This is a genomic window from Nocardia violaceofusca NBRC 14427 (assembly GCF_963869435.1).
GTDB lineage: Bacteria > Actinomycetota > Actinomycetes > Mycobacteriales > Mycobacteriaceae > Nocardia > Nocardia aobensis.
On the sequence record NZ_CAWMPM010000021.1, the window covers coordinates 128,284 to 154,252 of the forward strand.

Consider the following 25,969-nt stretch of genomic DNA (forward strand, 5'->3'; position numbering starts at 1 on the left):
CCGCAAAATCGGCACGAGGCGGGGTAATTGACCCCACACCGCTGAATGCGCTTTCGAAAGGCGGAATTAAGTAGCCTGGGAAAATGCAGTTGTCGCGCTTCACCGATCTGGGGCTGCGGGCGATGATGCGGCTCGCGGTGAGCAGCGGCGCCGAGGAGCGCGTGACCGCGAAGCTGATCGCCCGGCAGGTCAACGCCTCCGAGCACTACGTCGCCAAGGCCGTCACCAAACTCTCCGAACTGGGGCTGGTGGCCTCGCAGCGGGGTCGCGCCGGCGGCATCTTCCTCACCGACGCCGGTCGCGCCGCCACCGTCGGGCAGATCGTGCGCGGTCTCGAAGGCGCGGCCGAGGTGGTCGACTGCGTGGGCGACCATCCCTGTCCGATCGCCGGGGCGTGTCGCCTGCGGCGGATACTGGCCGAGGCGCAGGAGTCGTTCTATCGCGAACTCGACCGCTATACCCTCGGCGATCTGGTCGATCGGCGGACGCAGCAATTACTGCATCTGTCGGCGTCGCCGGCATTGCCGTTCGGCGGTTTCGCGGCCGATGTCCCCGCCGTCTCCTGATTCGCACGTCTTCGTACTGCGCTGTGCGCCAACATCTTCGGCGTAACAGCGCATTTCGCTGTATCGGGACGAAAATGTGGCGCGGACAACATAATCCGCAACCGGAGCCGTAATTGAACACACGGCCTCGGAATTGGATTCGAAACACCGGAAATGGTTACCGTGGAATTCGTCCGGTGATTCACCGGAATTGTTGCTCGAAGAGGAGTTTCACCATGACGACCGCGTCGACATCGGCCCTGGACACCATCGCCGAACTGGAACCACACCACGCCGAGATCGTGCGGGCGACCCTGCCGGTGATCGGGGCGCGGATCGACGACATCACCGCCGAGTTCTACCGCCGCCTCTTCGCCGCACACCCCGATCTGCTGCGCAACGTGTTCAATCGCGGCAATCAGGCCCAGGGGGAGCAGCAGCGCGCGCTGGCCGCCTCGATCGCCACATTCGCCATCCACCTCGTCGATCCGAACCTGCCGCATCCGCGCCAACTGCTGGCCCGCATCGGCCACAAGCACGCCTCGCTCGGGGTGGTGCCCGACCAGTATCCGGTCGTGCACGAGCATCTGTTCGCGGCGATCGTGCACGTGCTGGGCGAGGCCGTCACCGCCGAGGTAGCGGCCGCCTGGGACCGGGTCTACTGGCTGATGGCCGACACCCTGATGGGATTCGAGAACGAGCTGTACTCCGGCGCGGGTGTCGAACCGGGCGCGGTCTTCCGCGAGGTCCGGGTGGTGCAGCGTATCGAGGATCCCGCCGACACCGTCACCTTCGTCGTGGAATCCGCCGACGCGGCCGCGCCGCTTCCCGAATTCGTTCCCGGACAATATGTTTCGGTCGGCGCCGACCTGCCCGACGGCGCCCGCCAGCTGCGCCAGTACAGCCTCGTCAACGCGCCCGGTGCCGGTCGGCTGGCCTTCGCGGTGCGTCGTGTCACCGCCGTCGGTGACCGGCCCGAGGGGGAGGTGTCGTCGTGGTTGCACACCGACGTCGAGGTGGGCGACCGGCTGCAGATCACGCTGCCGTTCGGCGATCTGACCATCGACACCGCCGCGCGGACACCGCTGGTGCTCATCTCGGCCGGCATCGGCGTCACCCCGATGGTCGGAATCCTGGAATATCTCGCGGCCACCGGATCGCCGCGCCGGGTGCTGGCGTTGCACGCGGACCGGGCCGAGTCCACGCACCCGCTGCGCGGCACCCAGGCCGATCTGGTCGCCGGTCTGCCCGACGCCGAACTGCACGTCTGGTACGAGGAGCCCAGCGCCGGCGCGCATGCGGGCCTGCTGTCGCTGACCGGCATCGAGCTGCCCGCGGGCGCCGAGATCTACCTGTGCGGCGGCACCGGCTTCCTGCAGGCGGCGCGGGCGCAGCTGAAGGCCGCCGGTGTGGCCGACGAGCGGGTCCACTTCGAACTGTTCGCCCCCAACGACTGGTTGCTGGATCTGTGAGCCGGCTCAATGCCCGGCGCGCGCCGTGGCCAGCACACCGTGCAGCCACGGCGTGAAATCCGCTGGGGCGGAAGCGATATCGGCGTCCAGCCGCTCGGGATCCGCCCAGCGCAGCGCGGCTACTTCGGCCGGGTCGGGATGGTCGGGCACGCCGGTGAACTCACCGATCAGTACGTGATCCCATTCGTCCTCGACCCGACCGGTCGCGGGATCGTCGGCCCGGTAGCGATAGACCCCGACCTCACGCAGTTGCGCGCCGATCCGCAGTTCCTCGCCCAGCCGGACAGCGGCGGCCTCGGCGAGGGACTGGCCCGGCCCCGGGTGTCCGCAACAGGTGTTGGACCAGCGCAGCGGGAACCGGGTCTTGACCGCGGCCCGCTGCTGCAGCAGCACCCGCCCGTCCGGCCCGAACAGCAGCACCGAGAATGCGCGGTGCAGCCGTCCGGGCGCGGTGTGGGCGTCGGACACCGGGCAGATTCCGGTCGCGCGGCCCTGCTCGTCGACCAGTTCGACGGGCAGGGACTCGCGGTCGACCGTGCCGTCGGTGGAGGTGGTGTGGGTGCCGGTCACCGCCCTACCTTATCGGCGGCTATGAGCAGGTAGCGGAAACTACCCTCGCGACAGGACGTGAGAAACGGTTCCTCCACCCCGGGCGCCGGCTCGCACCGCGTACGAAGTTCCCGGTACGGGACGGTCGCCGACGTCAGGTCGGTGAGCGCGATCAGGACCGGGCCGTGGGCCGTCATCGCCCGGAAATACTCGCCACGCGGATGGATCGTGCACCCGTAGTGGGCGTCGATCCAGCTCACCGCGTCCGACCGGCCGCCGGACGTCGTCGGAGAAACCGATCGGAACCGGTTTTCGCCACCGGAAGAGAATGAGACTCGGGACCGGCCCGGCGAACTGGACATCTGATCGAATAGTCATGCGCTACAACGGCGTTCCGTGATCCACGGTAGGACTCAGCCGGTGGTGCGCGACCATATTCGCCGAAACCGTGTGCCGCCGGGCGCGCCCGCACCCCTCCCGAGCGCAACCTGTGATCGCGGATGGGACCGATCACAACGGGGCCGCAGTAGGCTGTCGATGTGGCAGGCTCGACCCGCACGCAGGGGGCGTGAAGGTGTGAGCGCAGGGCACAAGGGCTGGGAGTGGTTGTGAAATTCGATACGAGAACCCTGACGGGGCCGGCGCGGCGGTTGATGGCGACCGCGCAGAACGGTCTCGAGGTCATCCGTTTCGGCGGCCTCGCCCACGATGTGGAGTCCTCGCCTTTCGAGGTCACCGAGCGTAAGCGGATGTACCGGCTGCGCCACTACTTCCCCGACGATCCGGCCGCGGACCGGCCCGTCGCGCTGCTGGTGCCGCCGCTGATGGTCAATGCCGACATCTACGACGTCAACGCCGAGGGCGGCGCCGTCGGCATCCTGCATCGCGCCGGAATCGATTGCTGGGTAATTGATTTCGGCTCACCGGCCACCGAGGAGGGCGGCTGGCAGCGCGATCTGGCCGACCATGTCCTCGCCCTGTCGAGCGCGATCGACACCGTCAACGAACTGACCGGCCGTGGCGTGCACCTGATGGGGTACTCGCAGGGTGGCATGTTCGCCTATCAGGCCACAGCGTTCCGCTACGGCAAGGGCGTGCAGAGCATCGTCACCTTCGGCAGCCCGGTCGACATCGTGGCGGGACTGCCGTTCGGGCTGCCCTACGGGCTGGTGTCGGAGGTCGCCGATTTCGTCGCCGACCACGTCCTGACCCGGCTGCCGATCACCGATGCCATGGTGCGCGTCGGCTTCCAGTTGCTCGATCCGGTGAAGACGGCGAAGGCCCGGATCGACTTCCTGCGCCAGCTGCACGACCGAGAGGCGTTGCTGCCCAAGGAACGTCAGCGCCGCTTCCTCGAACACGACGGCTGGGTGGGCTATTCCGGACCGGCGGCCGCCGATCTGCTCAAGCAGTTCGTCGCACACAACCGGATGATGTCCGGCGGCTTCGTCATTCGTGATCAGCCGATCTCGCTGGCCGAGGTGAAATGCCCCATCCTCGCCTTCGTCGGGGAGGTCGACGACATCGGCCAGCCGGCGGCGGTGCGCGGTATCGTGCGCGCGGCGCCGAACGCCGAGGTCTACGAGGCCACCCTGGTCGCCGGGCATTTCGGCCTCGTGGCGGGCAGTACCGCCACCAACCAGACCTGGCCGCTGGTGCGCGATTGGGTGAACTGGCTGGGCGGGCACGCCGAACTGCCCGAACAGATCGCGCCCATGCACGAGCACGTCGCCACCGACCGCCAGTCCACCGCCGCCACTCGCGTCGTGCACACCGCGGCCACCCTGGCAGAAGCCGGCGCCGGAATCGGCGCGGCGTTCGGCAGCCTGGCCGGAAACGCGCTGCGCGGATCGAAGGAGCTGACGGGGGAGGCCGCCCGGGCGCTGCCCCGGCTGACCCGGCTCGGCATGATCCAGCCGCACACCCGGATCTCGCTGGGCCGCCTGCTCGCCGAACAACAGCGCAGCGCGCCGATGCGTGAGCTGTTCCTCTTCGACGACCGGGTGCACACCCACGCCGCGGTCGGCGCCCGCATCGACAATGTGGTGCGCGGGCTGATCTCGGCCGGCGTGCGCCCCGGCACCCGCGTCGGGGTGCTGATGGAAACCCGGCCGAGTGCGCTGGCCTCGGTCGCGGCGCTCTCGCGGATCGGGGCGGTGGCGGTGCTGCTGGCGCCGGGCGGCGATACCGCGCGGGCGGTCGAATCGACCGGAACCACGGTGATCGTGGCCGACCCGGAGAATCTGGAGGCCGCGGCCGCCGCCGGAACCCGGGTCCTGGTGCTCGGTGGCGGCAATGCCCGCACGCTCGACATCCCGGACGGCGCCGATGTGGTCGACCTGGAGCAGGTCGACCCGGCGGCGGTGGCCCTGCCGGGCTGGTTCCGCCCCGATCCGGGGGTGGCGCGCGAGCTGGCGTTCATCCTGGTCACCGGTACCGGCGACAAACTCGACCTGAAATACATCACCAACCATCGGTGGGCGCTGTCGGCCTTCGGCACCGCCTCGGCAGCCGACCTCGACCGCCGCGATACGGTGTATTGCCTTGCGCCGCTGCATCATTCGTCGGGACTGCTGGTCAGTTTGGGCGGCGCGGTGGCGGGTGGCAGCCGGATCGCGCTGGCCCGGTCGCTGGATCCGCCCAGCTTCGCCGCCGAGGTGCACCGCTACGGGGTCACCGTGGTCACCTACACCTGGACCATGCTGCGTGACATCCTCGACGTCGACACCTTCCCCGCCGGCCATTCGCATCCGATCCGGCTGTTCATCGGCTCCGGTATGCCGGCCGGTCTGTGGCGGCGCACCACGGAACGGTTCGCCCCCGCGCGGGTGCTGGAGTTCTACGCCTCCATCGAGGGGGATGTGGTGCTCGCGAACGTGGCGGGCGTGAAGATCGGCTGCAAGGGCCGCCCGGTGCCGGGCACGGCGAAGGTGGAACTGATCTCCTACGATCCGATCGCCGAGCAGATCGTCACCGACACAAGGGGTTTCGCCCGTCGCGCCGCGGACAACGAGGTGGGCCTGCTGATCGGGCGGGCGGCCGACACCGTCGACATCTCCCGTGGCGGCCTGCGCGGCGTCTTCAGCGCCGGTGACGCCTGGATGCCGACGGAGAATCTGTTCCGCCGCGACAGCGACGGCGACTACTGGCTGATGGACCGCCGCGACACCGTCATCGCGACCGCGCGCGGGCCGGTCTACACCCAGCCGATCGTGGACGCGCTCAACGACATCGCGGCCATCGACATGGAGGTCGCGTTCGGCCTCCGCACCCCGAGCACCACGCTCGCGGTCGCCGTGGTGAGCGTGCGCGCGGGCCACCGCCTGGAACCCGCCGACGTCACCGAGGGACTGCGCGCCCTCGACCCCGCCCAGCGACCCGATGTCGTGCAGGTGGTGGACGAGATACCGCGCAGCTCCAGCTTCCGTCCCGCCACCCACGCGGTGCGGTCGGCGCTTCGCCTCGAACCGAACGACAACACCTGGTACTACAACCGGGAAGCGGAAGGCTACGAGGTGCTCACCCCCGAGGTCGCGGCCGCTCTGCTGGGGTAGGGGCCAGGAGATTGCGGCGGAACCGGGCGGATGCGACGCCCGGTTCGGCCGGTCCGGCACCGTTCTCGCGAGGGTCCCCGCGCCCGCTCACACGGTGAACGCGGTGACCGTCTCGATCACTCGCGCGACCTGCTGATCGCTCAGATCCGGCCACAGCGGCAGCCGCAGCAGGGTCGCCGAGAAGTCGTCGGTGCGCGGGCAGGGGACCGTGGTGCGGCCGAGTTTCTGCCCGGCCGGGCTGGAGTGCAGCGGCACGTAGTGGAACGGGGCCGAAATGCCTTGTTCGCGAAGGTAACCGATCAACGCGTCGCGGGCGTCCTCGGTCGGGGTGCGCAGGTAGTACAGATGCGCGGTGTGCTCGCGATCGTCCGGGACCTGCATCAGCCGTACGTCGTTACGCGTGGCCCAGTCCGGCAATGCGGCGGCGTAGGCGTTCCACACCCGCAGGCGCCCGGCCTGGATCCGGTCGAATTCGGCCAGCTGCGCATCGAGCACCGCGGCATTCAACTCACTGGGAAGATAACTCGATCCGATGTCCTGCCAGGAGTACTTGTCGACCGCCCCGCGCAGGAACCGGGCCCGGTCGGTGCCCTTCTCGCGGATGATCTCGGCGCGTCCCATGAGGATCTCGTCGGTGAGCAGGATGGCCCCGCCCTCACCGCAGTGCACGTTCTTGGTGTCGTGGAAGCTGAGTGCGCCCACGGTGCCGATCGTGCCCAGGGGCCGGCCGCGCCACCGGCCGCCGAGGCCGTGCGCGGTGTCCTCGACGATGGCCAGGCCGTGCGCCTCGGAGATCTCGAGCAGCCGGTCCATATCGGCGCCGACGCCGCCGTAGTGGATGACCACGATCGCCTTGGTGCGTTCGGTGACCGCCGCGGCCACCGACTCCGGATCGAGGTTGCCGCGCTCGTCGATATCGGCGAAGACGCAGGTTGCCCCGCGCATCGCGACCGCGGTGGCGGTGGAGGTGAAGGCGAAGCTGGGGACGATCACCTCGTCGTCGGGACCCAGTTCGAGCAGCAGCCCGGCCATCTCCAGCGCGTGGGTGCACGAGGTCGTCAGCAGGGCGTGCGGAGCGCCGGTGATGGCGCGCAATTTCGCCGTCGCCGCCGCGGTGAACGGCCCGTCGCCGTGGCTGTGGTCGGAGGCCAGGACGGCGGCCAGATTCGTCAGCTCGGCCTGGGCGCGGTAGGGCCGGCTGAAGAGGATGCGGTCAGTGCTCACCCGGATCGTGTCCCCCGATTGCTGCGGCCGTGGTCGGAACCCGCGCCTCGGCGTGCGGACGCGGTGTCGGCGAATCTACCGTCAGATACAGCGGTTTGCCCACCAGCACGTGCAACGCCACACCCAGATACTCCGCGATCAGGCCGAGTGAGAACAGGATCGCGCCCGAGACCAGCAGCAGCACCACGATGATCGAGGCCCAGCCCTCGGGGTCGTGACCGCTGCCGAACAGGGCGTTCCAGATAACCACCGCGGCCATCACGGCACCACCGGCGGCCAGGGTCACGCCCAGCATGCTCACCAGGCGCAGGCCGCGAGTTCCGCTGCACAGCACCATCTTCCAGAACAGCGAGAACAGCCGGCGGTAGTTGTAACCGGACTCTTCACGGCCCTCCGCGCGCAGTACCACCGGCGCCTGCGCGGTGTTGTCCACCACCCAGGTCAGCGCCACGTCCAGATACACCCCGTTGGAGGCGACCTCGGCCAGCTGGCGACCGATGTCGCCGCGGATCAGCCGGTAACTTTCGAAGCGGGTGGAATCGGGGAAAGCGAAGACCGTCGCCAGCACCACCTTGGCGCCGCGTGAGGTGAGGTTGCGCAGTAAGCCGTGCGGGCGGGTGTTGGTCGGCTTCGAATAGACCAGATCCGCGCGCTGGGCGAGCGCGGTGTCGAGGAAGGCGCCGATGAATCCCGGATCGTGCTGTCCGTCCTCGTCCATCGTGACGATCCACTCGCCGCGCGCGGCGGCCATCCCGGCGATGGTGGCCGCGTCCTGACCGAAGTTGCGACTCAGCCAGATGACCCGTACCTGCGGATATTCGGTGGTCAGCCGCTGCAGCACGACGTCGGAACGGTCGGGGCCGTGGTCGTGGACCAGCACGATCTCCTCCACCGCGAAACGGTTGCCCTCCGGCGTCACCGAGGACTGCGACAATTCGTGCAGTTCGGCGACCAGCCCGGCGATGGTCTGCTCCCCGCGATACACCGGGATCACCACCGAGACCGCATGCACCCGCTCGCCGCCGCCGGTGACCGGGAGGTGAACATCCGGTGTCGGAGCCTGCCCGGCGGCAGGGGGTCGTGCGGTTGCGGACGGAATCGGCATCAGCTGGTTCGACTTTCGATGACGGTGCGCACCGGAACTCCTCGGCTGTATCCAGAGCCCGAATCGGGGTGAACTCTAACACGCTGCTGGTCACCGGCTTCGGCTCCGCGAGCGGGCGGCGGTTGCGGGTGCGGTGCCCGCGAGCACGCGGGCGGGTAGGGTCTGTCAATCGTGGTGGAAAGTGCAGTGTCGACGACGGCGCTCGCGGAGCCCGGGGAGGATCGGCGCGATGACGCCGTCGATGATGGGCGGTCTGCCGCTCCCCGGCCCGAGCAGAGTGGCGCGGGGCATCCGCGGCGGATCGTGTTCCGATGGGGAGCGATCACCGCACTCGGGGTAATCGCCGGTTATATCGCGGTGCTGCTCGCCAATGCGCGGCATTTCTACACCGACGACACCGAATCCCAGTACACCCCGCTGTGGGTGATGCTCGGCCGGCATCTGCGCGAGGGCCATCTGCCGCTGATGGTGCCCGAACAGTGGATGACCGGGAACTACACGATGGAAGAGGCGGGCCTGTTCAATCCGCCGCAGCTGCTGATCGATCTGATCGCACCGTCGGTGGACAATCTCGCGCTGCTGGCGACGGTCGTCAAACTGATCTTCTCGATCATCGCCGCACTCGGCGTGTACCGGGTCTGCCTGGTCTACGGTAGTCGCGCGTCGTGGGCTGCCGTGGCGGGCATCGCGTTTCCGCTCTCGGGCTGGTTCCTGTTCTTCGACGAGGCCAGCTGGGTCACCGCGTTGACCGGCACCGCCTGGATGCTGCACGCCTGGGCCAGTGCCGTGCGCTATGCCCGCGGCCCGGCCGGTGACCGGTCGCGCTACGGCGGCACCCGCGGTTACGGGCCGATTCCGTTGTTCGTCTTCCTGTATCTGGCGATTTCGGTCGAATACGTCTTTCCGGCCGTCGAGGCGGCGCTGATGCTGGTGGCCGTCGCGGTGGGAGAGTTCGTCGTCCAACGCGCCTGGCGGCCGGTGCTGCGGGTGGCGGTGGTCGCCGCCGCGGCCGGTATGGCCGGTTTGATGACGTATCTGCCGAGCATGCTGTCCGCGACGGTGAGCTGGCGGGGAAACTCCCAGATCAACAACGACCGGTTCCTGACGGTGCCGTGGTCGGAATCGCTGAACGCCAGCCTGCCGTCGGCGATGCCGGCGTTCACCTCGTGGTGGGGATATGTGCAGCCGCTGCCGGTCACCTATATCGCGTGGTTCCTGATTCCGGCGCTGGCATTCGTCGACTGGAATCGCGCGCGCCAGGTGTGGCGGGAACTGATCTCGGTGGCGCTGTTCGCGATCATGTTCCTGATGTGGACGGCGGGGCCGGGGACGGTCGGCCCGCTGCGCTGGCCGGCGCGAGTGCTGCCGATGGTGGCGGTCGGCCTGCTGATCCTGGTCTGCGTGCTGCTCGGCCGGTTCGGCACGGTGCGCGACTGGCGCCCGCGCGCGGTGGCGGCGGCGGTGCTGATCGGATTGCTCTGGGTGCGAACGTTTTCCGCCGACCCGCACCACATCTGGTGGCATGTGCTCTCCGCGCTCGCGGTCGCTGCGATCGGCGCCGGCGTGGTGTGGTTGTGGGCGAAGCGCGGAAGCGGGGCGGCCGCGCTGGCGACCGTCGTCGCCATGCTCCCGATCGCGTACCTGCAGGTGTATCTGGTGCAGCCGACGCCGATGGGCTGGAATCTGCCCGTGCACCGCTCCGAGGCGGAGGCGGCCTTCCCGGCCTTCGACGGCGTCACCATCCAGCTCGGCGACCGCGGGCTGCTGCAGCCGCAGGACAAGAGCCTGCAGGGCGCCTACGGATCGCTGGTGTTCGGCAACTTCGCCAAGGACGTGCATCGCAACTACGTCAACGGCTACACACCCAACGGGCACTACTGGTTCGGCGAGATGCTGTGCATGCGCTGGGATTCCAGCGTCTGTCCGGACTCGTTCCGGCGGCTGTTCACCCCCGAGCCGTCCACCGGGGTCGCCCCGGTGGATTTGATGAAACTCGACCGGGTCGTCCTGCAGCGGGCCATGTACCCGGAGCTGGGCAATCAGCCCGCCCCGCCGGGCTGGAAGTGGGTCGACCATCCGGGCCACGAACGCTACATCTGGGTGCTCGAGCGTGAGCAGGGCCTGGTTTCCACGCAGAACGGCCGCATCGCCGACGCCCACCACGTGCAGGCGAGCTCGCTGTCGGAAACCGACCGCACCAGCCGGGTACGTGTGAGCTCATCCGACGGCGGGCGTGTGGTCCTCGCGCGGCTGAACTGGCCCGGCTATCGCGCCACCCTCGACGGACATGAGCTGCCGATTCGTGAGGTCGCGAAATCGATTGTCGCCGTGGATATTCCGGCGGGAACCCGCGATGCCACGCTGGAGGTCTCCTGGGAGCCGCCGGGGTGGCGTCTCGGTGTCGCCGCCGCGGCCGGCGGCCTGGTGCTGCTGGCGGTGATGCAGTGGCTGTACCTGCGTTCCCGGCGGCGTCCCGGCGAATCCGGCGAACCGGTGAAGCAGGAAGCCGCGGACGTGGTGTCGTGAGCGTCGGTGCGGACGGAGCGGCCGCGGCGCGGGTGGCGGGGGAACCCGACACCCCGCCGCCGGGTCTGCTGCTGCGACTGATCCGCCGCCAGGAGATCGCCTTCGCCGCGGTCGGCGCGGCCAACACGCTGCTGGGCATGGTGCTGACGGTGATGTGGCTGAAGCTGCTGCCCGGCGGCTGGCCGCCCGCGGTGGCGGTGGCGCTGGCCTACTCGATCAGCATCGTGTTCGCCTTCTTCGCCCATCGCACCCTGGTGTTCCGGGTGCGCGGTCACGTGGTCGCCGACTTCGTGCGATTCGTCGCCGTGAACTCGGGCGGACTGATATTGAACATGGCCGGTGTGCAGCTGGCGGTCGGGGTGTTCGACCTGCCGGAGACTCCCGCGACGGTCGTGGTGATGGGTCTGGTGGCGGTGCTCAGCTTCTTCGGGCATCGGCACATCTCGTTCCGGCGGGCGGCGCGGCCCACGGATCGGGCGGGCGGGTAGGTTGTCGGATATGGCGGAGCAAACCCTGGACCCGACGTTGTTGAGCCTGCTGGCCTGTCCGGAGGACAAGGGGCCGTTGTCGCTGGTCCGCGACGCGGACGGCAACAGCGTGCTCTACAACCCGCGCCTGCGCCGCGCCTACCCGGTCGACAACGGTATCCCGGTGCTGCTGGTCGACGAGGCCCGTGCGGTCGGCGACGCCGAGCACGAAGCCTTCACCGCGCAGGGCTGAGTCCGCCGGCCCGGCGGTGTGCGGGCTAGCCGCCGGCGACGGGCAATTCGCCCGTCAGATAACGCTGGATCGTCGGCCCGACTGTCGCGGCCAGCTCCTCCAGCGGCATCGACGCCACGGGTTCGACCTGCAGAATCATGCGCGCGACCAGCAGCCCGACCATCTGCGACACGGCGAGGACCACCCGCGTGGTGCCGGTGCCCGGCGGCGAATCCACCTTCTCCCGAACGTCTTTCAGCGCGACCTCGAGCAGGAAGCTGCGCGCGAGCGCGGCGTCCCCGCCCGCGAGGATGCCCCGGAAGGCCGCGACCGCGTGCTCGCCCACCGAGGAATCCCACGCGCCGACCACGGTCCGGACCACGGTCTCGCCCAGCCGGTCGAGTTCGGCGGCCCGGATCGGCCCGCGGATCATCTCCGGATCGATCGGCAGATTCAGTGTGGCGGAGAACAATTGCTGTTTGGTGCCGAAGTAGTGATGCACCAGTGCGGGATCGACTCCCGCCGCGCCCGCTATCGAGCGGATCGACGCCTTGTCGAATCCGACTTCGGCGAAGCGGGTGCGCGCCGCGTCCAGAATCGCCTCCCGCGTACCCGATTCGCCGGCTCGCCGCCCGCTGCGCCCGCCCACCCGATCGGTCACATCGCTCACGTCGTGCGCCCGACCGCTCATGCCGTGCGCCGGCGGAGGGTGGCGGCGCCCAAAGCCAGTGCGACAGCGGCGAATGCGGCGACGATGCCCAGATCTCGCCACATCGCGGCGGTCGCGCCCGGGTGCCGGGAGACCTCCTGCAGCGCGTCGACCGCATAGCTGAGCGGCAGCACGTCGCTGATGATCTCCAGCCAGCGTGGCAGTTGATCGCGCGGGACCAGCAGGCCGCAGAGGAAGAACTGCGGGCCCACCACCAGCGGCATGAACTGCACGGCCTGGAATTCGGTGCGCGCGAAGGCGCTGGCCAGCAGCCCCAGCGCCACGCCCAGCACCGCGTCGACCACGGCGATCAGCAGCACGAGCCAGGCGCTGCCGGCGGCCTGTAATCCCAGTAACCAGAAGGAGATCAGACACGCCAGGCCCGCCTGCGCCGCCGCGGCGACGGAGAACGCGGTGCCGTACCCGCCCAGCAGATCCAGCTTCGACAACGGCGTCGTCATCAGCCGTTCCAGCGTGCCCGAGGTCCGCTCGCGCTGCATGGCGATCGCGGTGATCAGGAACATCACGATGAAGGGCAGGATGCCCAGCATGCTGATCCCGACGCGGTCGAACAGCGACGGCACGCCGGGCATCGTCGGCGTCTCGTGATAGACGAAATACAGCAGTGTCATGAGCAGTGTCGGCACCAGCAGCAGCATGGCGACGGTGCGCCGGTCCGCGCGTAGCTGACGCAGGATGCGCGTCGAGGTCGCGGTGTAGCAGCGCAGCGGCCGGCGTGACGGCGGGGCGAATGTCGTTGTCATCGCGGCTGTCCCATCGTGATGAGGGCGAGAAATGCGTTCTCCAAACTGGTTTCGCCGGTGTCGGCGCGCAGTTTGTCGGGGGTGAGCTGGGCCAGGAGGTGGCCGTCGCGCATGAGCAGTAGCTGGTCGCAGTGCTCGGCCTCGTCCATGACATGACTCGACACCACGAGTGTGCGGCCCTGACCGGCGAGTTCGTGGAACTGCTTCCACAGCTCGGCCCGCAGCACCGGATCCAGCCCCACGGTCGGCTCGTCGAGGACCAGCAGTTCCGGATCGGCGACCAGCGCACACGCCAGCGATACCCGGGTCCGCTGTCCGCCGGAGAGTTGATTGCCCCGATGCCGGCTGTGCGGGGTCATACCGACCTGGTCGATCGCCGCGTGCACCGCCTTGGTGTCGCGGCCGTAGAGCGCCGCGAAGTAGGAGACGTTCTCCACCACGCTGAGGTCGTCGTAGATGCTCGGCGCCTGCGTGACGTATCCGATACGGGACCGCAGACCGCGGTTGCCGGCCTCCTCGCCGAGTACCCGCACACTGCCGGCCTGGATCAGCTGGGTGCCGACGATGCTGCGCATCAGTGTGGTCTTACCGCAGCCGGAGGGGCCGAGCAGACCGGTGATGCTGCCCGCCGGGACGGTCAGCGAAATATCGTGCAGCACTTCATGTCCCCCGCGCCGCACCCGCAGGTGCTCGACGGTGATCGCCGGGGACGAATCGGAGTTCGCCACGGTCCACCTCTCAGCTCGCACGACCGGCGAGATTATTCACCGAGCGTTGAATTCATTGTGTGTTGAATTCTGCCCCCGGGGTGGGCGCGGCGCAAGCCCCGCGGTGGACCGGATACGTCGATCACGGTCCGGGCAGATGATCGTGACCGGTTCGATACCGCTCGTGAGCGGCCTCGGGTTGGTATCGTTATCCGGGATCACGTCGTATTCGTCGACATTCGGGGAGTTGGATTCGCGCGACGAATGGTGCAGCGCGGCACGGCCTGATCGATTCTCTCGATCGCCATCGGGGCGCAGTGTGAAAGTGATTGGCGCATGAGGCACGAACACCCGCTTTCCCCACCCGGCTCTGCCGCACCGTCCGGCCCCGCCTTCGTCGGGCGTGGCGACGACGTCGACACCCTCCGCAGGCTCCTCGGTGAGCAGTCGATCCGATTGCTGACCCTGACCGGCCGCGCCGGCGTCGGAAAGTCACGATTGGCACGAGAAGTGCTGTGGTACAGCGAATTTCGCGACCGGCTGATCGGATTCCTGGACGCCGCGCCCGGTACCGTGACGGTCGAGCCGCGGCAGGTGGCGTCCGTGTTCTCCGAGCTCGCGGCGGTGATCGGCGCCGAGGCGCGAATCGTCCTGCTGGACAACTGCGATCCGGTCGCCCGGGAACTGGCGCCCCACGTGGGACAGTTGCTCGACCGGTGTCCGCAGGTGCGGATCGTGGTGACCAGCCGCGAGGCGCTGCGCCTACCGCAGGAGTACGTGGTCCTGGTGCGGCCGCTGGCGGTCGATACCGGTCTGCTGAACTACGACCCGGGATCCTCGCCGGCCTCGCGATTGCTGCTGGCGAGTATCGACAGCCACTACCGGCGGATGCACTCCCTGGCCGATCGCCTGGTGCTCGACGAGATCGTGCGGGAACTCGACGGTGTCCCGTTGGCGCTGGAGCTGGCCGCCGCCGAGATCGCGCGCGTCGGCCCGGCGCGTGCGCTGCGGCGGATCAAGGCGGGTGTGGACCTGCAGTCCCCGGCGCTGGGCTCGGCCCCGACCCGGCACCGGACCATGCACGACGCGGTCGAGTGGACGATCGGGGATCTCGACGCGCATGTGGTCGACCTGCTGCTGCGGCTGTCACTGTTCGAGACGCCCTTCGATATCGAGCTCGCCTACCGGGTGAGTGTGCTGGATCGCGGTCGCACCACCGCGGCACTCGATGTGCTGTTCGAGCGCGGACTGATCCACCGGGTCGAATCCGGAACGGATATCGGCAGTTGCCGGGTGGGTGCCACGGTGCGCAGCTACTGCCGCCGGGTCGACGCGGCCGACCCCGCGCGAGCGGCCCGGTTGCGCACGGAGTTCGCCGAGCGCGTGCTCGACGCCGAACCGCGCACGAACCGGCGGGCGGCACCGGACAGCCTGCTCACGACGATCAATCAGCTGATCGCGGTGGGTCAGGCCGAACGCGCGATCGAGACGATCGCGCTGCTGGATCCGGTGTGGTCGCAGCACGGCCGGGTGCGCGAGCTGGAGACGGTGCTGTCCGGACTGCTGGCGCCCCGCACCGAGCCGCTCGCCGGGGTGTCGGCGGCGCTGTGCCGGGAATTGCTGGGGCTGTGGGCATTACGCACCGACCGGTTGCATCGGGCGATGCGCATGCTGACCGCGGCGGGACAGGCCTACCGCGATGCCGGCGACGAATTCCGGGCCGCGCGGACCGGAGTGCCGCTCGCCGCCGCGCTGTGCGCCCTGGGTGACGCGGAATCGGCACAGCACTGCCTGACGCTGTCGTCGCCATTCGCGGGCCGGCTGTCGGAACGGTTCGCCGACTGGATGTGGATCACCGAAGCCCTGGCCGGCCTTCCGGCTCGCCCCGAGGGCTGGGACGAGGTGGCGGCACGGATCCGGCGTGGCGCGGGATCGATTCGCCTGTCGGCGCTGAATGCGCTGGCGCGCAGCCAGATCGGCGGACCGGCACCGGACCGGTCGCTGGCGGTCTACCGCGAAGTGCTCGCGGACGAGGACCTCGCGGACCAGGTGGTGTCGGCCGTGATCGCGATCGAAGGCTGTGCCCGGGTCTACGACCGGGCCGGGACCGCGCACCACGAGCATTCGGCACGATTGTGGCTGGCAGCGCGGAGGTTGCGCGCCCGGCACAGCATTCCGCAGCTCGATCCGGAGGATGTGCCCGGATCGGTTCATCGCCTTCGAACGATGCTGGGGCCGGAGCGGTTTCGGGAGATCGCCGCGCAGGTGAACCACTGGACGGTGGCCGATGCCGCCGCCTATTCGAGGTCGGCACCGGCCACCCTCGAACCGGCGGACTCCCGGCTGGATGTGCTGACCGCCCGCCAGCGCGAGATCGCCGAGTTGGTGGCGACCGGAATGACCAACCGCATGATCGCCAAGCGGCTGAACCTCTCGGAATGGACCGTGGTCAACCACATCCGCCAGATCATGCAGAAGCTGGATTGCCGCTCCCGCCTGCACGTCGCGCTGGTCGTGCAGGGCGACGATCACGCGGTGGCCGCCGACTCGCCGTAGTAGCCGGCCCGGCTACCGGCAGTCGGCCACCAGTCGCAGATCACGATGGAGCAGATGCCACACCGTGTGGTAGCTGTCTCGCAACGGCGAGGCGACACTGTCGAGATCGCCGGACTCGATGAGCGCCACCACGGTCGCGAACCGTGCCGGGTAGTCGTCCCACAGCGGCAGGGCGTCGCCGATCGCGGTGAGCAGATCGGCGACCTCGCCGTGCAGTTCGAGCACGCCGCGCGCGGTCGACCGACCGCGATCGCGCTGGAATGCCGTCACCGCGTTCTTGATTCGCGGATCGGCCCGTTCGAACCGATCGAGCAGGGCGGCGATGTGGTCCCGCCCGGCAGGGGACAGGTGACGGCAGACGGCGCCGAGCTCCACCTCGGCCGCGTGTTCTCCCGCCGGGGTGAGCCTGATCATGTCACCGCGCGGTGTCGGGACCTGTGTGAACAATGTCGTGTCGGTCAGCGGTGCGTCCGCACCGAAGTGGTCGGCGGCCAGCCACCCGGCGACCCGCAATGTGTGCAGGACTCGGGTGCGCCGGGGTATCACCACGAGCGCATCGTCGGCGGTGGTCATCGTCGCGTCTCCGATCTGGGGGACAGGATTTCTCGGATCGCCAGCAGGGCGCAGACGAAGCGCCGCTGCGCGGGTGAGTTCACCACGACGTAGCGCAACGGGATGTCGGGCAGCTCCGCCAGCCACGGCCGCTCGGCCGGACCGGCGCCGCAGACGAAGGCGATCGGTGAGCCGGCCGCCGCGCGGCGGGCGAGGTCGGGGTCGGCGGTGACGACGAGACCACGGCCCCCGCCGTCCGTCTCCACGGACGGCAGGTCGTCGGGTGAGTCGACCACGGTCGTGCGCAGTGGTTCGCCGATCAGATCCGACGGCCACGGCGGCGGGTGCCCCTCGACCGCCGGAACCAGCCCGTGCCAGATCCGGCCCGTGGTCCCGCAGACCGTGACCAGTTCGCCGCCGGCCCGCGCCGGCCACTCCGGATCGACGAACCGGGCACCGACCACCGCCGGCTTTCCGAGTTCGCGCGCCACGACCGCCGCGTGCGAACCGGATCCGCCTTCCTCGGTCACCACGGCGGTCGCGTGCAGCATGCCCGCGAAGTCCTCGGGCTCGGTGGACGGCCGGAGCAGCACCGTCGGCGCACCGGCCGCGGCGAGCACGGCCGCGGTGTCGCGGGCCAGCCGGCCCGACGCCACACCGGTCGACGCGGCGATTCCGCGGGCGAGCAACGGCGCGTGGCCGGCGGCGGCATGCGGGGACGCGTGGTCGAACAGCGCTGCCGGCCGCAGCCGTCGCAGGGCGGCCGGGCGATCCAGCAGCCCGGCACGCCACGCGTCGACGGTGACCGTGTTGTGGACCCGCTCGGCGGCCACCGCCGGGCGCACCTGCACCAGCCACAGCTTCCCGGATTCGACGACGAATTCGACCTCGACGATCACCGTCAACCAGCAGAACAGTTCGTCCACCGTGGCGGCGAGTTCACCGTAGGCGCCCGGCGCGGAATCGGCGAGCACCTCGATGTTCGCCGGTGTCGCGGTGCCGCCGACCAGGGATTCCCCCGTTGCCGCGGGCAGATATTCGCCGTGCAGTCCGCGCATCCCCGTGAGGGGATCGTGGCTGAAGACGACACCGCTGCCGCTGGCGGTGGCCGCGGTCCCGTACGCCATCGCCTGCACGACCACGGACGGCCGGTCGGATTCCGAAATACCGTGTGCGGCACGGTATTCCCGTGCCCGGCCGTTGTTCCACGAGGCGGCCACCGCATCCACGGCCGCCTTCACCTGCGCCGCGGGCTCGACCGGGAATCGCGCCCCGGTGCGCTGTTCGTAGATGTCGATCAGCTCGGGATGGATCCGCTCGGGCGCTCCGGTGGGCAGTTCCGCCTCCGGCACGCCCGCGACGTGCACGCACAGCGCACGCGCACCGGAAGCCACTGCGCGCCAAGCGGATTCCTGCCCGCCGAGCCGTTCGGCCAGGGCCGGCACGTTCTCCGGTGTCAGACCGATACACAGCAGGGTGTCCATCATGCCGGGCATACTCACCGGCGCGCTCGATCGCACGGCGAAGGCCACGGTGGCGCGGTCGGCCGCCATGGTCGCGGCCGCTTCCTTCCGCAATTCCCGGACCAGTTGCGCGATCTCGTCGAGCGGGCCGCCGGTCTGCCGCAGGCGTTCACCCGGCAGGATCCGGAAAGGCGGTACCGGATAATTCATCTCGGCCAACTTGGTGAGGAAGAATCCTTTGCCGCCGAACAGGGCTCGCGAGATCTGCGGGGTCTCGAAACGCTCAATGCCCGGGTGGCTCATGACCGGCTCCCAGGGTGAGGCGCAGCAGGGGCGAGGCGGCGCCGACGAACAGGTGACGGGCCGCGCTGATTCCGGTCGCCAGATCGTTCCACAGCTCGACGCGCCGCGGTTTTCCGCTCGTGGTCCTCGGAATCGCCAAGGGCGCCATGGTGACCAGGGCCGCGGTGGCCGCGTCGAGCCCCGACCGCCGCAGTACCGACAGCGTCGTCTCGACGGCCTCGGCGGGCACCCGCTGCTGGAAGACCACCAGGCTCGAGGGTTTACCCGCCATCTCGAGATCACGCAGCACCACGGTGATCTTGTCGTGATGGACCCGAAGCCGTTCGGCGAGCGCGAGTTCGACGTCCTCGGCGGTGATGAAGGTGCCGTTCACCTTGATCGCGTTGCCCATCCGGCCCAGTACGTAGACCTCTTCCTGATAGCGGAAGCCCAGATCGCCGGTGTAATGCACCACGGGTACGGTGTCGTCCTCGTCGAGATAGCCGCTGAACAATGCCGGTGAGGCCACGGTGATCTCGCCGACCTGGCCGTCGGGCAGCACGACACGATCGGAGTCGACGACCTCGATGTGCGCACCCGGCAGGGCCCGCCCGCACGACACGATGCAGGTCGCGCCGTCGGGCACCGGCTCGGCATCGAGCAGGTCCCGCTGCCCGAGCACCTCGACCTGGGCCTGATCGGACAGGGTCCGGTGATCAATGTCCAGCGCGGTCGGCACGTCCGGCAGCGGGCAGACCGACACCGCGAGCGTGGTCTCCGCCATCCCGTATCCCGGTTTGACGGTCCGGGCGGGCAGCCCGAACGGCGCCAGCAGCTCGTAGAAGCCGCGCAGCGCGGCGAAATTGATGCGATCCGAGCCCACGATCAGCGACCGCCACTCGGAGAAGTCCATGCCGGCCAGGGCCTTGGGCCCCACCAGCCGCACGATGCGTTCGATCGCGAAATTCGGTATGGCGGAATGGTTCGCCCCGTGGCGGCCGAACAGCTCGAGCCAGGTCAGCGGGCGCCGGACGAAATGCTCCGGGCGCATCAGCCACGCGTCCTGGGAGTAGAGGATCGGTGACAGGAAGGTGCCGATCAGCCCCATGTCGTGATGCAACGGCAGCCAGGATCCGAAGGTCTGGGTGGAATGCCCTGTGCTGTCGTGGAATACCGATTTCAGCATTTCCACGTGGGCGATGGCGGCGCGTGCGCTGATCCGGACCGCTCGCGGCAGACTGCTGGAACCCGAGGTGAATTGGATGATCGCGGTCTCGTCGTCGGTGGCCGGGCACAGGGCGACCCTGTCGGCCACCGGTACCGGCTCCCCGGCATCGATGAGATGGCGGGGTCGGTCCGCTCCGGCCTCGGTCAGGCCGGCGAGCGTCTCCGGCCCGGCGACCACGGCCGCCGGGGCCAGTGCGCGCAACCGCGACAGGTGCCCGGCCCGGCCACCCTCGGGCAGCCCGATCGGGGCGACGACGGTGGGTATCGCGCCGATTGCCATGACGCCGAAGAAGTATCGGGGAAATTCGGGGCAGGTCGGCAGGACCAGCGCCACCCGGTCGCCGCGCCCGATTCCGCGTTCGCGCAGCGCGGCCGCCACATTCAGGGCCTCGGTGGCCATCGAGTCGTAGCCCAGGCTCTCCCACTCGTGTCCGGTGTAGAAGCGGACCGTGCCGTCGTTGTCGCGTTCGGTGATCCAGTCGACGAGTGATCTCACCGCGCCTCCCGGGACGCGGGGTCGTTCGGGTACCGATCGTGATAGGTGCGCTGGATCAGCGCGACCAGGTCGCCGACGGTCTCGACGCCGTAGATGTCCTCGTGGTCGATGAGTTCGATGCCGTACTCCTCCTCGACCCGGGTCAGCGCCTCCATCAGCGACAGCGAGTCGAGGTCGATGTCGTCGCGGACCGAATCGGTCAGGCGCAGGTCCAGCCGGGGCCGGCCGACCGCGATCTTGTCCTCGAGGACCGTCAGCACCGCCTCCGGATCGGCCACCGGATCGAAAGTCTGGTTATCAGTGGACAATTCGCACCTCTCCCGTATCTCCGTTCACGTACACCCGCTGTCCCGGTTTGATTTCGGTGGCCAACGGATGTGACACCACGGCCGGGATCCCGAGTTCCCGGCAGATGATCGCGATGTGTGAGTACTGACTGCCGCGGGCGGTCACCACCGCGCCGACGAACGGCAGGATCGGAATGACGTTGGCGTCGGCGCTCTCGCAGGCCAGCACCGCCCCCCGTTCGGTGGGCATGTCTCCGAGCCCGATGGCGATCCCGTCGCAGACGCCCGCCGCGGCCCCGTGCGGGGTGCGGTGCGGCTGATGGTGTGCGGGCGCGCCCGGCGACAGATCCAGATAATCCGGCATCGCCACCGCGAGGGCGTCCTCACAGGCGGTGCGGCGCCGCTCCAGCTCCGCGCGGTCCGGGAGGGCGTCGCGCAGTTCGCGCATCGCGAGGTACGGCCAGTCCGCGGCGGCCACACCCCGATGGGCGGCGATCACGGGCACGAACCGCCGGTGGGCGTGCAGCAACCGCATCGCCAGCGATTTACTGTGCTCCCGCAGGGCCATCACGTCGCCGAGGAACAGCACCGAGGCGTCGATGGCCCGGCCGCGCGCCGCGCCGGACATGCCGATCAGCGCCTCCCGCGGCGACAGATCGGACTCCTCCCGGGTGGCGGCCGGGGTGTGGTTCATGGGTGGGATCACATAGTCGGACCAAGGCAGGTCGGTGTCGGCGATCTCGTAGAACGGGTGCTGGACGAAGCGTGCGGGCCCGTCGGCGAGGGGTGCCAGCTGACCGATGCGGCCCCACGGCAATTCGGCGGGTTCCTTGAGCCAGTTGGTGATCAGGTTGCCGCCGCGTGCGAGCCGGCCGACCACGGTGCGCTGCAACACCTCCGCCGCGACCGCCCCCGATGTGCTGATGATGTGCAGATGCCAGGCCCGCTCCAGCAGTGCGTCGCCGCGGGCCGCCAGTTCGCCCAGGCGCCAGACGGCTTCGTCGGCGAGGACGGCGTCGACGTCCTGTTCGAAGTCGAACACCGCCTGTTCCAGTTCGATCACGCGCGGCCGCAGTTCGACCAGCTCGCGCAGCATCCGCGCGGTGGCGCCGTTGCGGCGCAGGCGACCCGGCCGGCGGCCGGAGCTGGGCCGGGGCGGATCGATGCCCTCGAAGTACGCGGCGGTGACGTCCTCGGGGGTCAGCAGATTCACCTGGTCGGCGATGCGGCAGTAGGCCGTGAGGTTGTGGTACGGACGGCAATTGAAGTAGCCGGTGAATACGTAGTCCGAGCCGGTCGCCCAGCGCTGCGGGCCGAGGATGTCGCGGACGAACCGCCGGGTGCCCCATTCCATCGGCCTGCCGACCAGCGACCAGGACATCGGTGACAGCCGTTGCGGTGCGATCTCCCCGAAATTCCCGGCCGAGTACACCCGCAGCTCCGGATGGGGATAGGTGTCGACACGACAGTGTGAAATGCTCATTGTGCTGCTCCCAGGGCGTCGAGGCTGCGGCTCGGCAGGCTCGAATTGCGCAGTGCCACTCCGGTTTCGGCGATGTAGTCGCTCGCCGACCCGATGTCCGGGGTCGGGAGGGTGTCGAAGATGCCCGGATCGAAATCGAACAGCGGGCGGGCGTAGTCGACGACGTCCTCCTCGAGCCCGAAGCGGCGGGTCAGCAGGCGGCGCGTCCACGCGGGTCCGGTGGCGTCGACGATCTTCGGTACCACCTGCCACGGGCGGCACAGGCGCTCGAGGACGTCGGCCAGCGTCGGCCGCTCCGGATCGAAATAGGTACAGCCACCGCGGTGTTCGTCACTGACGGTGATATCTCGCACCACTCGCGCGGCCACCTCGACGTCGGCCGCGTAGACCGGATATCGGCCGCAGTCGTGCAGCGTCACCGGTAACCCGCTGAGCAGATGCGGAAGGACCGACACCGGCCCACCGTGGCGGGGGATCAGTTCGGCGGGGGCGGGCCCGAGCAGCGTGCCCAGCCGGAGCACGGTCACCGGAACGCGGCGTTCGCGGCGCGCGATCAGCTCCCCGCGGTATTTGGCGTATTCGTACCAGTTGCGGAAGGTTTGACCACGACTGAGATCGCGATTGGTGATCGGACCGGCGGCGCGGCCGAGCGCGAGGATCGACGAGACGTACATGACGCGGCGGACCGATCCGATGGACGCGGCGAGATCGAGGACGTTTCGCGTGCCGTTGACGTGCAGGTTCACCACGCCCGTCGGATCCGAACCCATATCCACCGAACCGAATGCGCAGACCACCGCGTCGATGTCGGTCAAGGCGTCGAGGGCCTCGTCGGTCGAGCCGAATCCGGGCGAGTTCACATCGCCCGCGATGCCGGTTCCGTAGCGGGTCCGGCCGCTGCGGCTCAGTGCGACGACCTCGTGGCCGTCGGCGTCGAGCAGCCTCGAGACGGTACTTCCCAGATAGCCGGAGGCGCCGGCGACGAGTATTTTCATGCGAATCGTCCCAGCGGGAGTTCGGGCAGCGGCTCGGGGGGCACCGGCGGGGCGAGGTCGAAGGCCACGTCGATGAGGTCCTCCACCGAGTAGGTGGGCGCCCAGCCGTCGGTCAGGGCCCGCAACCGGGTGCGTTCGAAGATCCGGTCGATGGCGACGTACCGGAGCCCGAACAGTCGGTTGCCCATCTCCCGATTCCAGCGGGCGTATTTCAACGCCAGGTTCTCCGCCAGCCGCAGCGCGCGGTCGGGAGTGACGAGCAGTCGCGGCGGGTCGTAGCGACCGGTGATGTCCTTGGACTGCAACACCGTCAGCAGTGCCGCCAGTGTCGGCGCGGTCTCACCGGCGACCAGGTGGACGATCGCCCCGCCGCGCCACGACGCGTAATCGGTGGCGGCGCCGTGGTCGAGCAACCGCACCAGGCCCTCACCGATCACGTCGCGCGGCAGGATGTCCACGCGGGCCTCCGGCCGCACCGGCAGGACCGGCAGCTGCCCCGACGACATCGGCGTGACGAGTTGATACAGCGAACTCCACCGCGTGGTCGATCGGGTGCGGGAGCTGCCGATCACGCCGCCGATGCGGGCGATCAGCACCGGGTGACCGTCGGCGGCGGCGCGGCGGATCAGATGCTGTTCGGCGAACCATTTGCTCAGTTCGTAGGGCGTGCGGTCCGGATGCGCGGGGTGCAGATCCTCGGCGATATTGCCGGAGGCGGTGCCTGCCACGTACGCGGTGCTCACGTACAGGTACGGAACGACACGGCCGAGTCGATCGCTCAGCTCGCGGGCCAGCGCGAGACCGTTGAGCGCACCGAGGTAGTTGATCCGGTCCAGCGCCGCCTGCCCGGCCGTCCAGTCGACGATGCCGGCGAGGTCGACCACGACGTCGGCCTCGGGCAACGCCGAACAGTCCAGGCCCCACAGGTTTTCGGCCACGTCGCCGATCACCTGGTGCTGCGGCACGGCGGCGCGGTCGAGGTCGGCCCGCGTACGGCGGCGCACGACGGCCGTCGTGCCGGCGGGGTCGGGGTTGTCGGTCAGTGCCTCGGCCAGGCCCCGCCCGACCTGTCCGGTCATACCGGCGATCAGCAGGCGCGGCGCGGTGCGGTGGCGGGCGGGTGTGGTGTCGGATGTCGCGAGGGTCATGAGGAGATGCTCACCAGCCGGTCGTAGAGGTCGGGATTGCCGTGCAGGGAGTCGGTGATGATCGCCAGCATCATTTCGTCGGTTCCCGCGCCGATGCGTGCCACGCGGATGTCGTTCCAGAACTGGCCGAACGGCGTTTCCCGCGGGAGGTAGCCCGGGCCGCCGAACACCTGCATCGCTTCGCTGATCAAGCGTTCACCGGCCCGCGCCGCGCACAGTTTGACCGCGGCGATCCGGCTGATCAGCGTGCGGTCGAGCGGTCCGGCCATGAGGTCGCGGGCGAGGGTGTCGACCGCGCCCGAGAGCACCTCGACCTCGGCCGACAGCTCGGCCAGCCGGAAGGCGATGTACTGATGCTCGCGCAGCCGCTTGCCGAATTGCGTACGGCGCCCGGCATGTTCGACCGCCAGGCTGATCGCCGTCGCGCATCCGCCGGCGACCTGGGCCGCGATCGCCAGCCGCTCGAAGGACAATCCGTAGTTCAGATTGAGCACGCCCAGACCGGCCCGGCCCAGCGTCGCCTGCCGATCCACCTCGACGCCGTCGAATTCCACGGCCACGGTATCGAGCGCGTGGGTGCCCAGTTTGTCGTGCTCGCGAAGGATCCGGGCCGAGGTCATCGGCACCACGATCGTCGCGTGGCGATCGGTGGGCCGGCCGTCGGCCGCCGCGATCCGGCACAGCACGACGGCGAAATCCGCGACCGCGCCCAGGGATACGAACTTCTTGCGACCGGTGACCGACCAGCCGTGCTCGGTCGGGGTCGCCAGGCAGGTGACGGCCGAGAGGTCGCTGCCGCCGGTGGGTTCGCTGGCGGCGATGCAGCCGACCGCGGTGCCGTCCAACGCCTGTTCACGCAGTGCCACAAGGTAATCCGAGTGGCCGAAGCGGTGGAGCAGCGAGAGCACGGTTTCGGTGTGCAGGGATACGCCGATGGCGACTCCGGCCGGCGCCCGGCTCGACAGCTCCGCGCCCAGGCGCACGCCGAAGACCACGTCGCCGGCGTCGGTGCCGGGTGCCGCGGCCGCCGACCAGCGGCTGCGCAGTACCCCGGCCTTGCCGAGGGATTCCAGCAGCTGTCGCGGAAACCGGACGAGGGTGGGGTCGGCCTGTACCGAGTCCAGGGCGTCCTGCACGATCCGGCCCAGATCGCCGGCCGTGGGTAGTGCTGTTTCGAGGGTCATTGATATCCGTTCCCTCCGGATCGAATGCCGAATTTTTCCCACACCTCGAGGCCGCGGCTGCGCAGCCTTTCCGGTATCGGCGGATGGGGAGTCGAATTCACACATGAACAGTGCGAAGTCAGCGTGACACATTTCCCTCGAAACCGTCAACAATTGGATCCGTTGACTTTTGCGAGAGTGCTGTGCCAATCTTGTCCGAGCGCCACCGTCGTGCGCAACGAGTCGGCTTCGTCGCCGCCGCCCCTCCCGTAGATCGTCTCGAAACTGCCTGTCCAACAGTGGTTTTGGATGAACTATCCGAGGCTTGCGACCGCCTGACAATATCTTGCTATAGGGGAGAAATGCACAATGACGGATAATCGAGTCAGCCTCGCTGCGCAATGGTCGGAGATATTCACCGCCGATGGTTCGGCACTGCCCGAGAAACTCTCGGTGCAGTCCT

General features: G+C 69.2%; 21 protein-coding genes. 7 read left to right on the forward strand and 14 right to left on the reverse strand.

Annotated features, from left to right (window positions below):
• Positions 1–83: 83 nt before the first annotated feature.
• Both AC5592_RS17315 and AC5592_RS17320 read left to right on the forward strand, forming a co-directional pair.
• Positions 84–566, forward strand: coding sequence for an RrF2 family transcriptional regulator (locus tag AC5592_RS17315; protein WP_063064821.1), 483 nt, complete (start codon positions 84–86; stop codon positions 564–566).
• Between the two features lie 215 nt (positions 567–781).
• Positions 782–2,017 carry a globin domain-containing protein gene (locus AC5592_RS17320; RefSeq protein WP_063064822.1) on the forward strand — a complete coding sequence of 412 codons (1,236 nt, stop codon included), beginning with the start codon at positions 782–784 and terminating at the stop codon, positions 2,015–2,017.
• A gap of 6 nt (positions 2,018–2,023) precedes the next feature.
• On the opposite strand, the gene idi is transcribed toward AC5592_RS17320, so the two are convergent.
• Positions 2,024–2,587, reverse strand: coding sequence for an isopentenyl-diphosphate Delta-isomerase (gene idi, locus AC5592_RS17325; RefSeq protein WP_232329402.1), 564 nt, complete (start codon positions 2,585–2,587; stop codon positions 2,024–2,026).
• Positions 2,588–3,168: 581 nt separating this feature from the next.
• Here idi and AC5592_RS17330 point away from each other — a divergent pair.
• The gene (locus tag AC5592_RS17330; protein ID WP_084506799.1) at positions 3,169–6,120 is read left to right on the forward strand and encodes an AMP-binding protein; all 2,952 of its coding nucleotides are present in this window, start codon (positions 3,169–3,171) and stop codon (positions 6,118–6,120) included.
• 87 nt (positions 6,121–6,207) lie between these two features.
• On the opposite strand, the gene rffA is transcribed toward AC5592_RS17330, so the two are convergent.
• Both rffA and AC5592_RS17340 read right to left on the reverse strand, forming a co-directional pair.
• On the reverse strand, positions 6,208–7,344 hold the full coding sequence (gene rffA, locus AC5592_RS17335; protein ID WP_036500726.1) for a dTDP-4-amino-4,6-dideoxygalactose transaminase: 1,137 nt from the start codon (positions 7,342–7,344) through the stop codon (positions 6,208–6,210).
• Positions 7,334–8,356 carry a glycosyltransferase gene (locus AC5592_RS17340; protein WP_083870730.1) on the reverse strand — a complete coding sequence of 341 codons (1,023 nt, stop codon included), beginning with the start codon at positions 8,354–8,356 and terminating at the stop codon, positions 7,334–7,336. The genes rffA and AC5592_RS17340 overlap by 11 nt, the downstream gene beginning before the upstream one ends.
• Before the next feature lie 396 nt (positions 8,357–8,752).
• Here AC5592_RS17340 and AC5592_RS17345 point away from each other — a divergent pair, with 396 nt between their 5' ends.
• The 3 genes from AC5592_RS17345 to AC5592_RS17355 are packed head-to-tail and all read left to right on the forward strand — an operon-like array spanning position 8,753 to position 11,695.
• Positions 8,753–10,975: a tol-pal system YbgF family protein gene (locus tag AC5592_RS17345; protein ID WP_063064850.1), complete on the forward strand. Its 2,223-nt coding sequence runs from the start codon at positions 8,753–8,755 to the stop codon at positions 10,973–10,975.
• Complete coding sequence (locus AC5592_RS17350) at positions 10,972–11,463, forward strand: GtrA family protein (RefSeq protein WP_306304669.1); 492 nt, start codon at positions 10,972–10,974, stop codon at positions 11,461–11,463. Before AC5592_RS17345 ends, AC5592_RS17350 begins: the two co-directional genes overlap by 4 nt.
• Positions 11,464–11,473: 10 nt before the next feature.
• Positions 11,474–11,695, forward strand: coding sequence for a Trm112 family protein (locus tag AC5592_RS17355; protein ID WP_036500728.1), 222 nt, complete (start codon positions 11,474–11,476; stop codon positions 11,693–11,695).
• Between the two features lie 25 nt (positions 11,696–11,720).
• Here the strand turns inward: AC5592_RS17355 and AC5592_RS17360 are convergent, their stop codons facing one another.
• The 3 genes from AC5592_RS17360 to AC5592_RS17370 are packed head-to-tail and all read right to left on the reverse strand — an operon-like array spanning position 11,721 to position 13,875.
• Positions 11,721–12,344: a TetR/AcrR family transcriptional regulator gene (locus tag AC5592_RS17360; protein ID WP_036500769.1), complete on the reverse strand. Its 624-nt coding sequence runs from the start codon at positions 12,342–12,344 to the stop codon at positions 11,721–11,723.
• A 17-nt stretch (positions 12,345–12,361) separates the two neighbouring features.
• On the reverse strand, positions 12,362–13,147 hold the full coding sequence (locus AC5592_RS17365) for an ABC transporter permease (protein WP_063064825.1): 786 nt from the start codon (positions 13,145–13,147) through the stop codon (positions 12,362–12,364).
• Positions 13,144–13,875 carry an ABC transporter ATP-binding protein gene (locus AC5592_RS17370; RefSeq protein WP_036500732.1) on the reverse strand — a complete coding sequence of 244 codons (732 nt, stop codon included), beginning with the start codon at positions 13,873–13,875 and terminating at the stop codon, positions 13,144–13,146. The genes AC5592_RS17365 and AC5592_RS17370 overlap by 4 nt, the downstream gene beginning before the upstream one ends.
• A 315-nt stretch (positions 13,876–14,190) precedes the next feature.
• On the opposite strand from AC5592_RS17370, the gene AC5592_RS17375 reads away from it, so the two are divergent.
• On the forward strand, positions 14,191–16,410 hold the full coding sequence (locus AC5592_RS17375) for a winged helix-turn-helix domain-containing protein (RefSeq protein ID WP_063064826.1): 2,220 nt from the start codon (positions 14,191–14,193) through the stop codon (positions 16,408–16,410).
• A 12-nt stretch (positions 16,411–16,422) separates the two neighbouring features.
• Here the strand turns inward: AC5592_RS17375 and AC5592_RS17380 are convergent, their stop codons facing one another.
• Genes AC5592_RS17380 through AC5592_RS17415 form a run of 8 tightly spaced genes read right to left on the reverse strand, consistent with a single transcriptional unit; the run spans position 16,423 to position 25,527 of the window.
• Complete coding sequence (locus tag AC5592_RS17380; RefSeq protein ID WP_036500735.1) at positions 16,423–16,983, reverse strand: hypothetical protein; 561 nt, start codon at positions 16,981–16,983, stop codon at positions 16,423–16,425.
• Entirely contained in the window at positions 16,980–18,728 is a 1,749-nt protein-coding gene (locus tag AC5592_RS17385; protein ID WP_063064827.1) for a PEP/pyruvate-binding domain-containing protein, read from the reverse strand. Before AC5592_RS17385 ends, AC5592_RS17380 begins: the two co-directional genes overlap by 4 nt.
• The gene (locus AC5592_RS17390) at positions 18,709–20,430 is read right to left on the reverse strand and encodes an AMP-binding protein (RefSeq protein ID WP_063064828.1); all 1,722 of its coding nucleotides are present in this window, start codon (positions 20,428–20,430) and stop codon (positions 18,709–18,711) included. The genes AC5592_RS17385 and AC5592_RS17390 overlap by 20 nt, the downstream gene beginning before the upstream one ends.
• Positions 20,427–20,738 carry an acyl carrier protein gene (locus tag AC5592_RS17395; RefSeq protein WP_157163521.1) on the reverse strand — a complete coding sequence of 104 codons (312 nt, stop codon included), beginning with the start codon at positions 20,736–20,738 and terminating at the stop codon, positions 20,427–20,429. The genes AC5592_RS17390 and AC5592_RS17395 overlap by 4 nt, the downstream gene beginning before the upstream one ends.
• Entirely contained in the window at positions 20,728–22,200 is a 1,473-nt protein-coding gene (locus AC5592_RS17400; protein WP_063064829.1) for a PEP-utilizing enzyme, read from the reverse strand. The genes AC5592_RS17395 and AC5592_RS17400 overlap by 11 nt, the downstream gene beginning before the upstream one ends.
• Positions 22,197–23,195, reverse strand: coding sequence for an NAD-dependent epimerase/dehydratase family protein (locus tag AC5592_RS17405; protein WP_063064830.1), 999 nt, complete (start codon positions 23,193–23,195; stop codon positions 22,197–22,199). The genes AC5592_RS17400 and AC5592_RS17405 overlap by 4 nt, the downstream gene beginning before the upstream one ends.
• Positions 23,192–24,343, reverse strand: a complete 1,152-nt coding sequence (locus tag AC5592_RS17410; RefSeq protein ID WP_063064831.1) for an SDR family oxidoreductase — start codon at positions 24,341–24,343, stop codon at positions 23,192–23,194. Before AC5592_RS17410 ends, AC5592_RS17405 begins: the two co-directional genes overlap by 4 nt.
• Positions 24,340–25,527, reverse strand: a complete 1,188-nt coding sequence (locus AC5592_RS17415; protein WP_051025392.1) for an acyl-CoA dehydrogenase family protein — start codon at positions 25,525–25,527, stop codon at positions 24,340–24,342. Before AC5592_RS17415 ends, AC5592_RS17410 begins: the two co-directional genes overlap by 4 nt.
• Between the last annotated feature and the right edge of the window lie 442 nt (positions 25,528–25,969).

Excerpts from the sequence above, each read along its gene's own strand:
- AC5592_RS17400 (WP_063064829.1), bottom strand. The coding sequence starts at position 22,200 with ATGAGCATTTCACACTGTCGTGTCGACACCTATCCCCATCCGGAGCTG.
- AC5592_RS17355 (WP_036500728.1), top strand. The coding sequence starts at position 11,474 with ATGGCGGAGCAAACCCTGGACCCGACGTTGTTGAGCCTGCTGGCCTGT.
- AC5592_RS17415 (WP_051025392.1), bottom strand. The coding sequence starts at position 25,527 with ATGACCCTCGAAACAGCACTACCCACGGCCGGCGATCTGGGCCGGATC.
- AC5592_RS17405 (WP_063064830.1), bottom strand. The coding sequence starts at position 23,195 with ATGAAAATACTCGTCGCCGGCGCCTCCGGCTATCTGGGAAGTACCGTC.
- AC5592_RS17320 (WP_063064822.1), top strand. The coding sequence starts at position 782 with ATGACGACCGCGTCGACATCGGCCCTGGACACCATCGCCGAACTGGAA.
- AC5592_RS17410 (WP_063064831.1), bottom strand. The coding sequence starts at position 24,343 with ATGACCCTCGCGACATCCGACACCACACCCGCCCGCCACCGCACCGCG.
- AC5592_RS17315 (WP_063064821.1), top strand. The coding sequence starts at position 84 with ATGCAGTTGTCGCGCTTCACCGATCTGGGGCTGCGGGCGATGATGCGG.
- AC5592_RS17375 (WP_063064826.1), top strand. The coding sequence starts at position 14,191 with ATGAGGCACGAACACCCGCTTTCCCCACCCGGCTCTGCCGCACCGTCC.
- AC5592_RS17380 (WP_036500735.1), bottom strand. The coding sequence starts at position 16,983 with ATGACCACCGCCGACGATGCGCTCGTGGTGATACCCCGGCGCACCCGA.
- AC5592_RS17385 (WP_063064827.1), bottom strand. The coding sequence starts at position 18,728 with ATGAGCCACCCGGGCATTGAGCGTTTCGAGACCCCGCAGATCTCGCGA.
- AC5592_RS17365 (WP_063064825.1), bottom strand. The coding sequence starts at position 13,147 with ATGACAACGACATTCGCCCCGCCGTCACGCCGGCCGCTGCGCTGCTAC.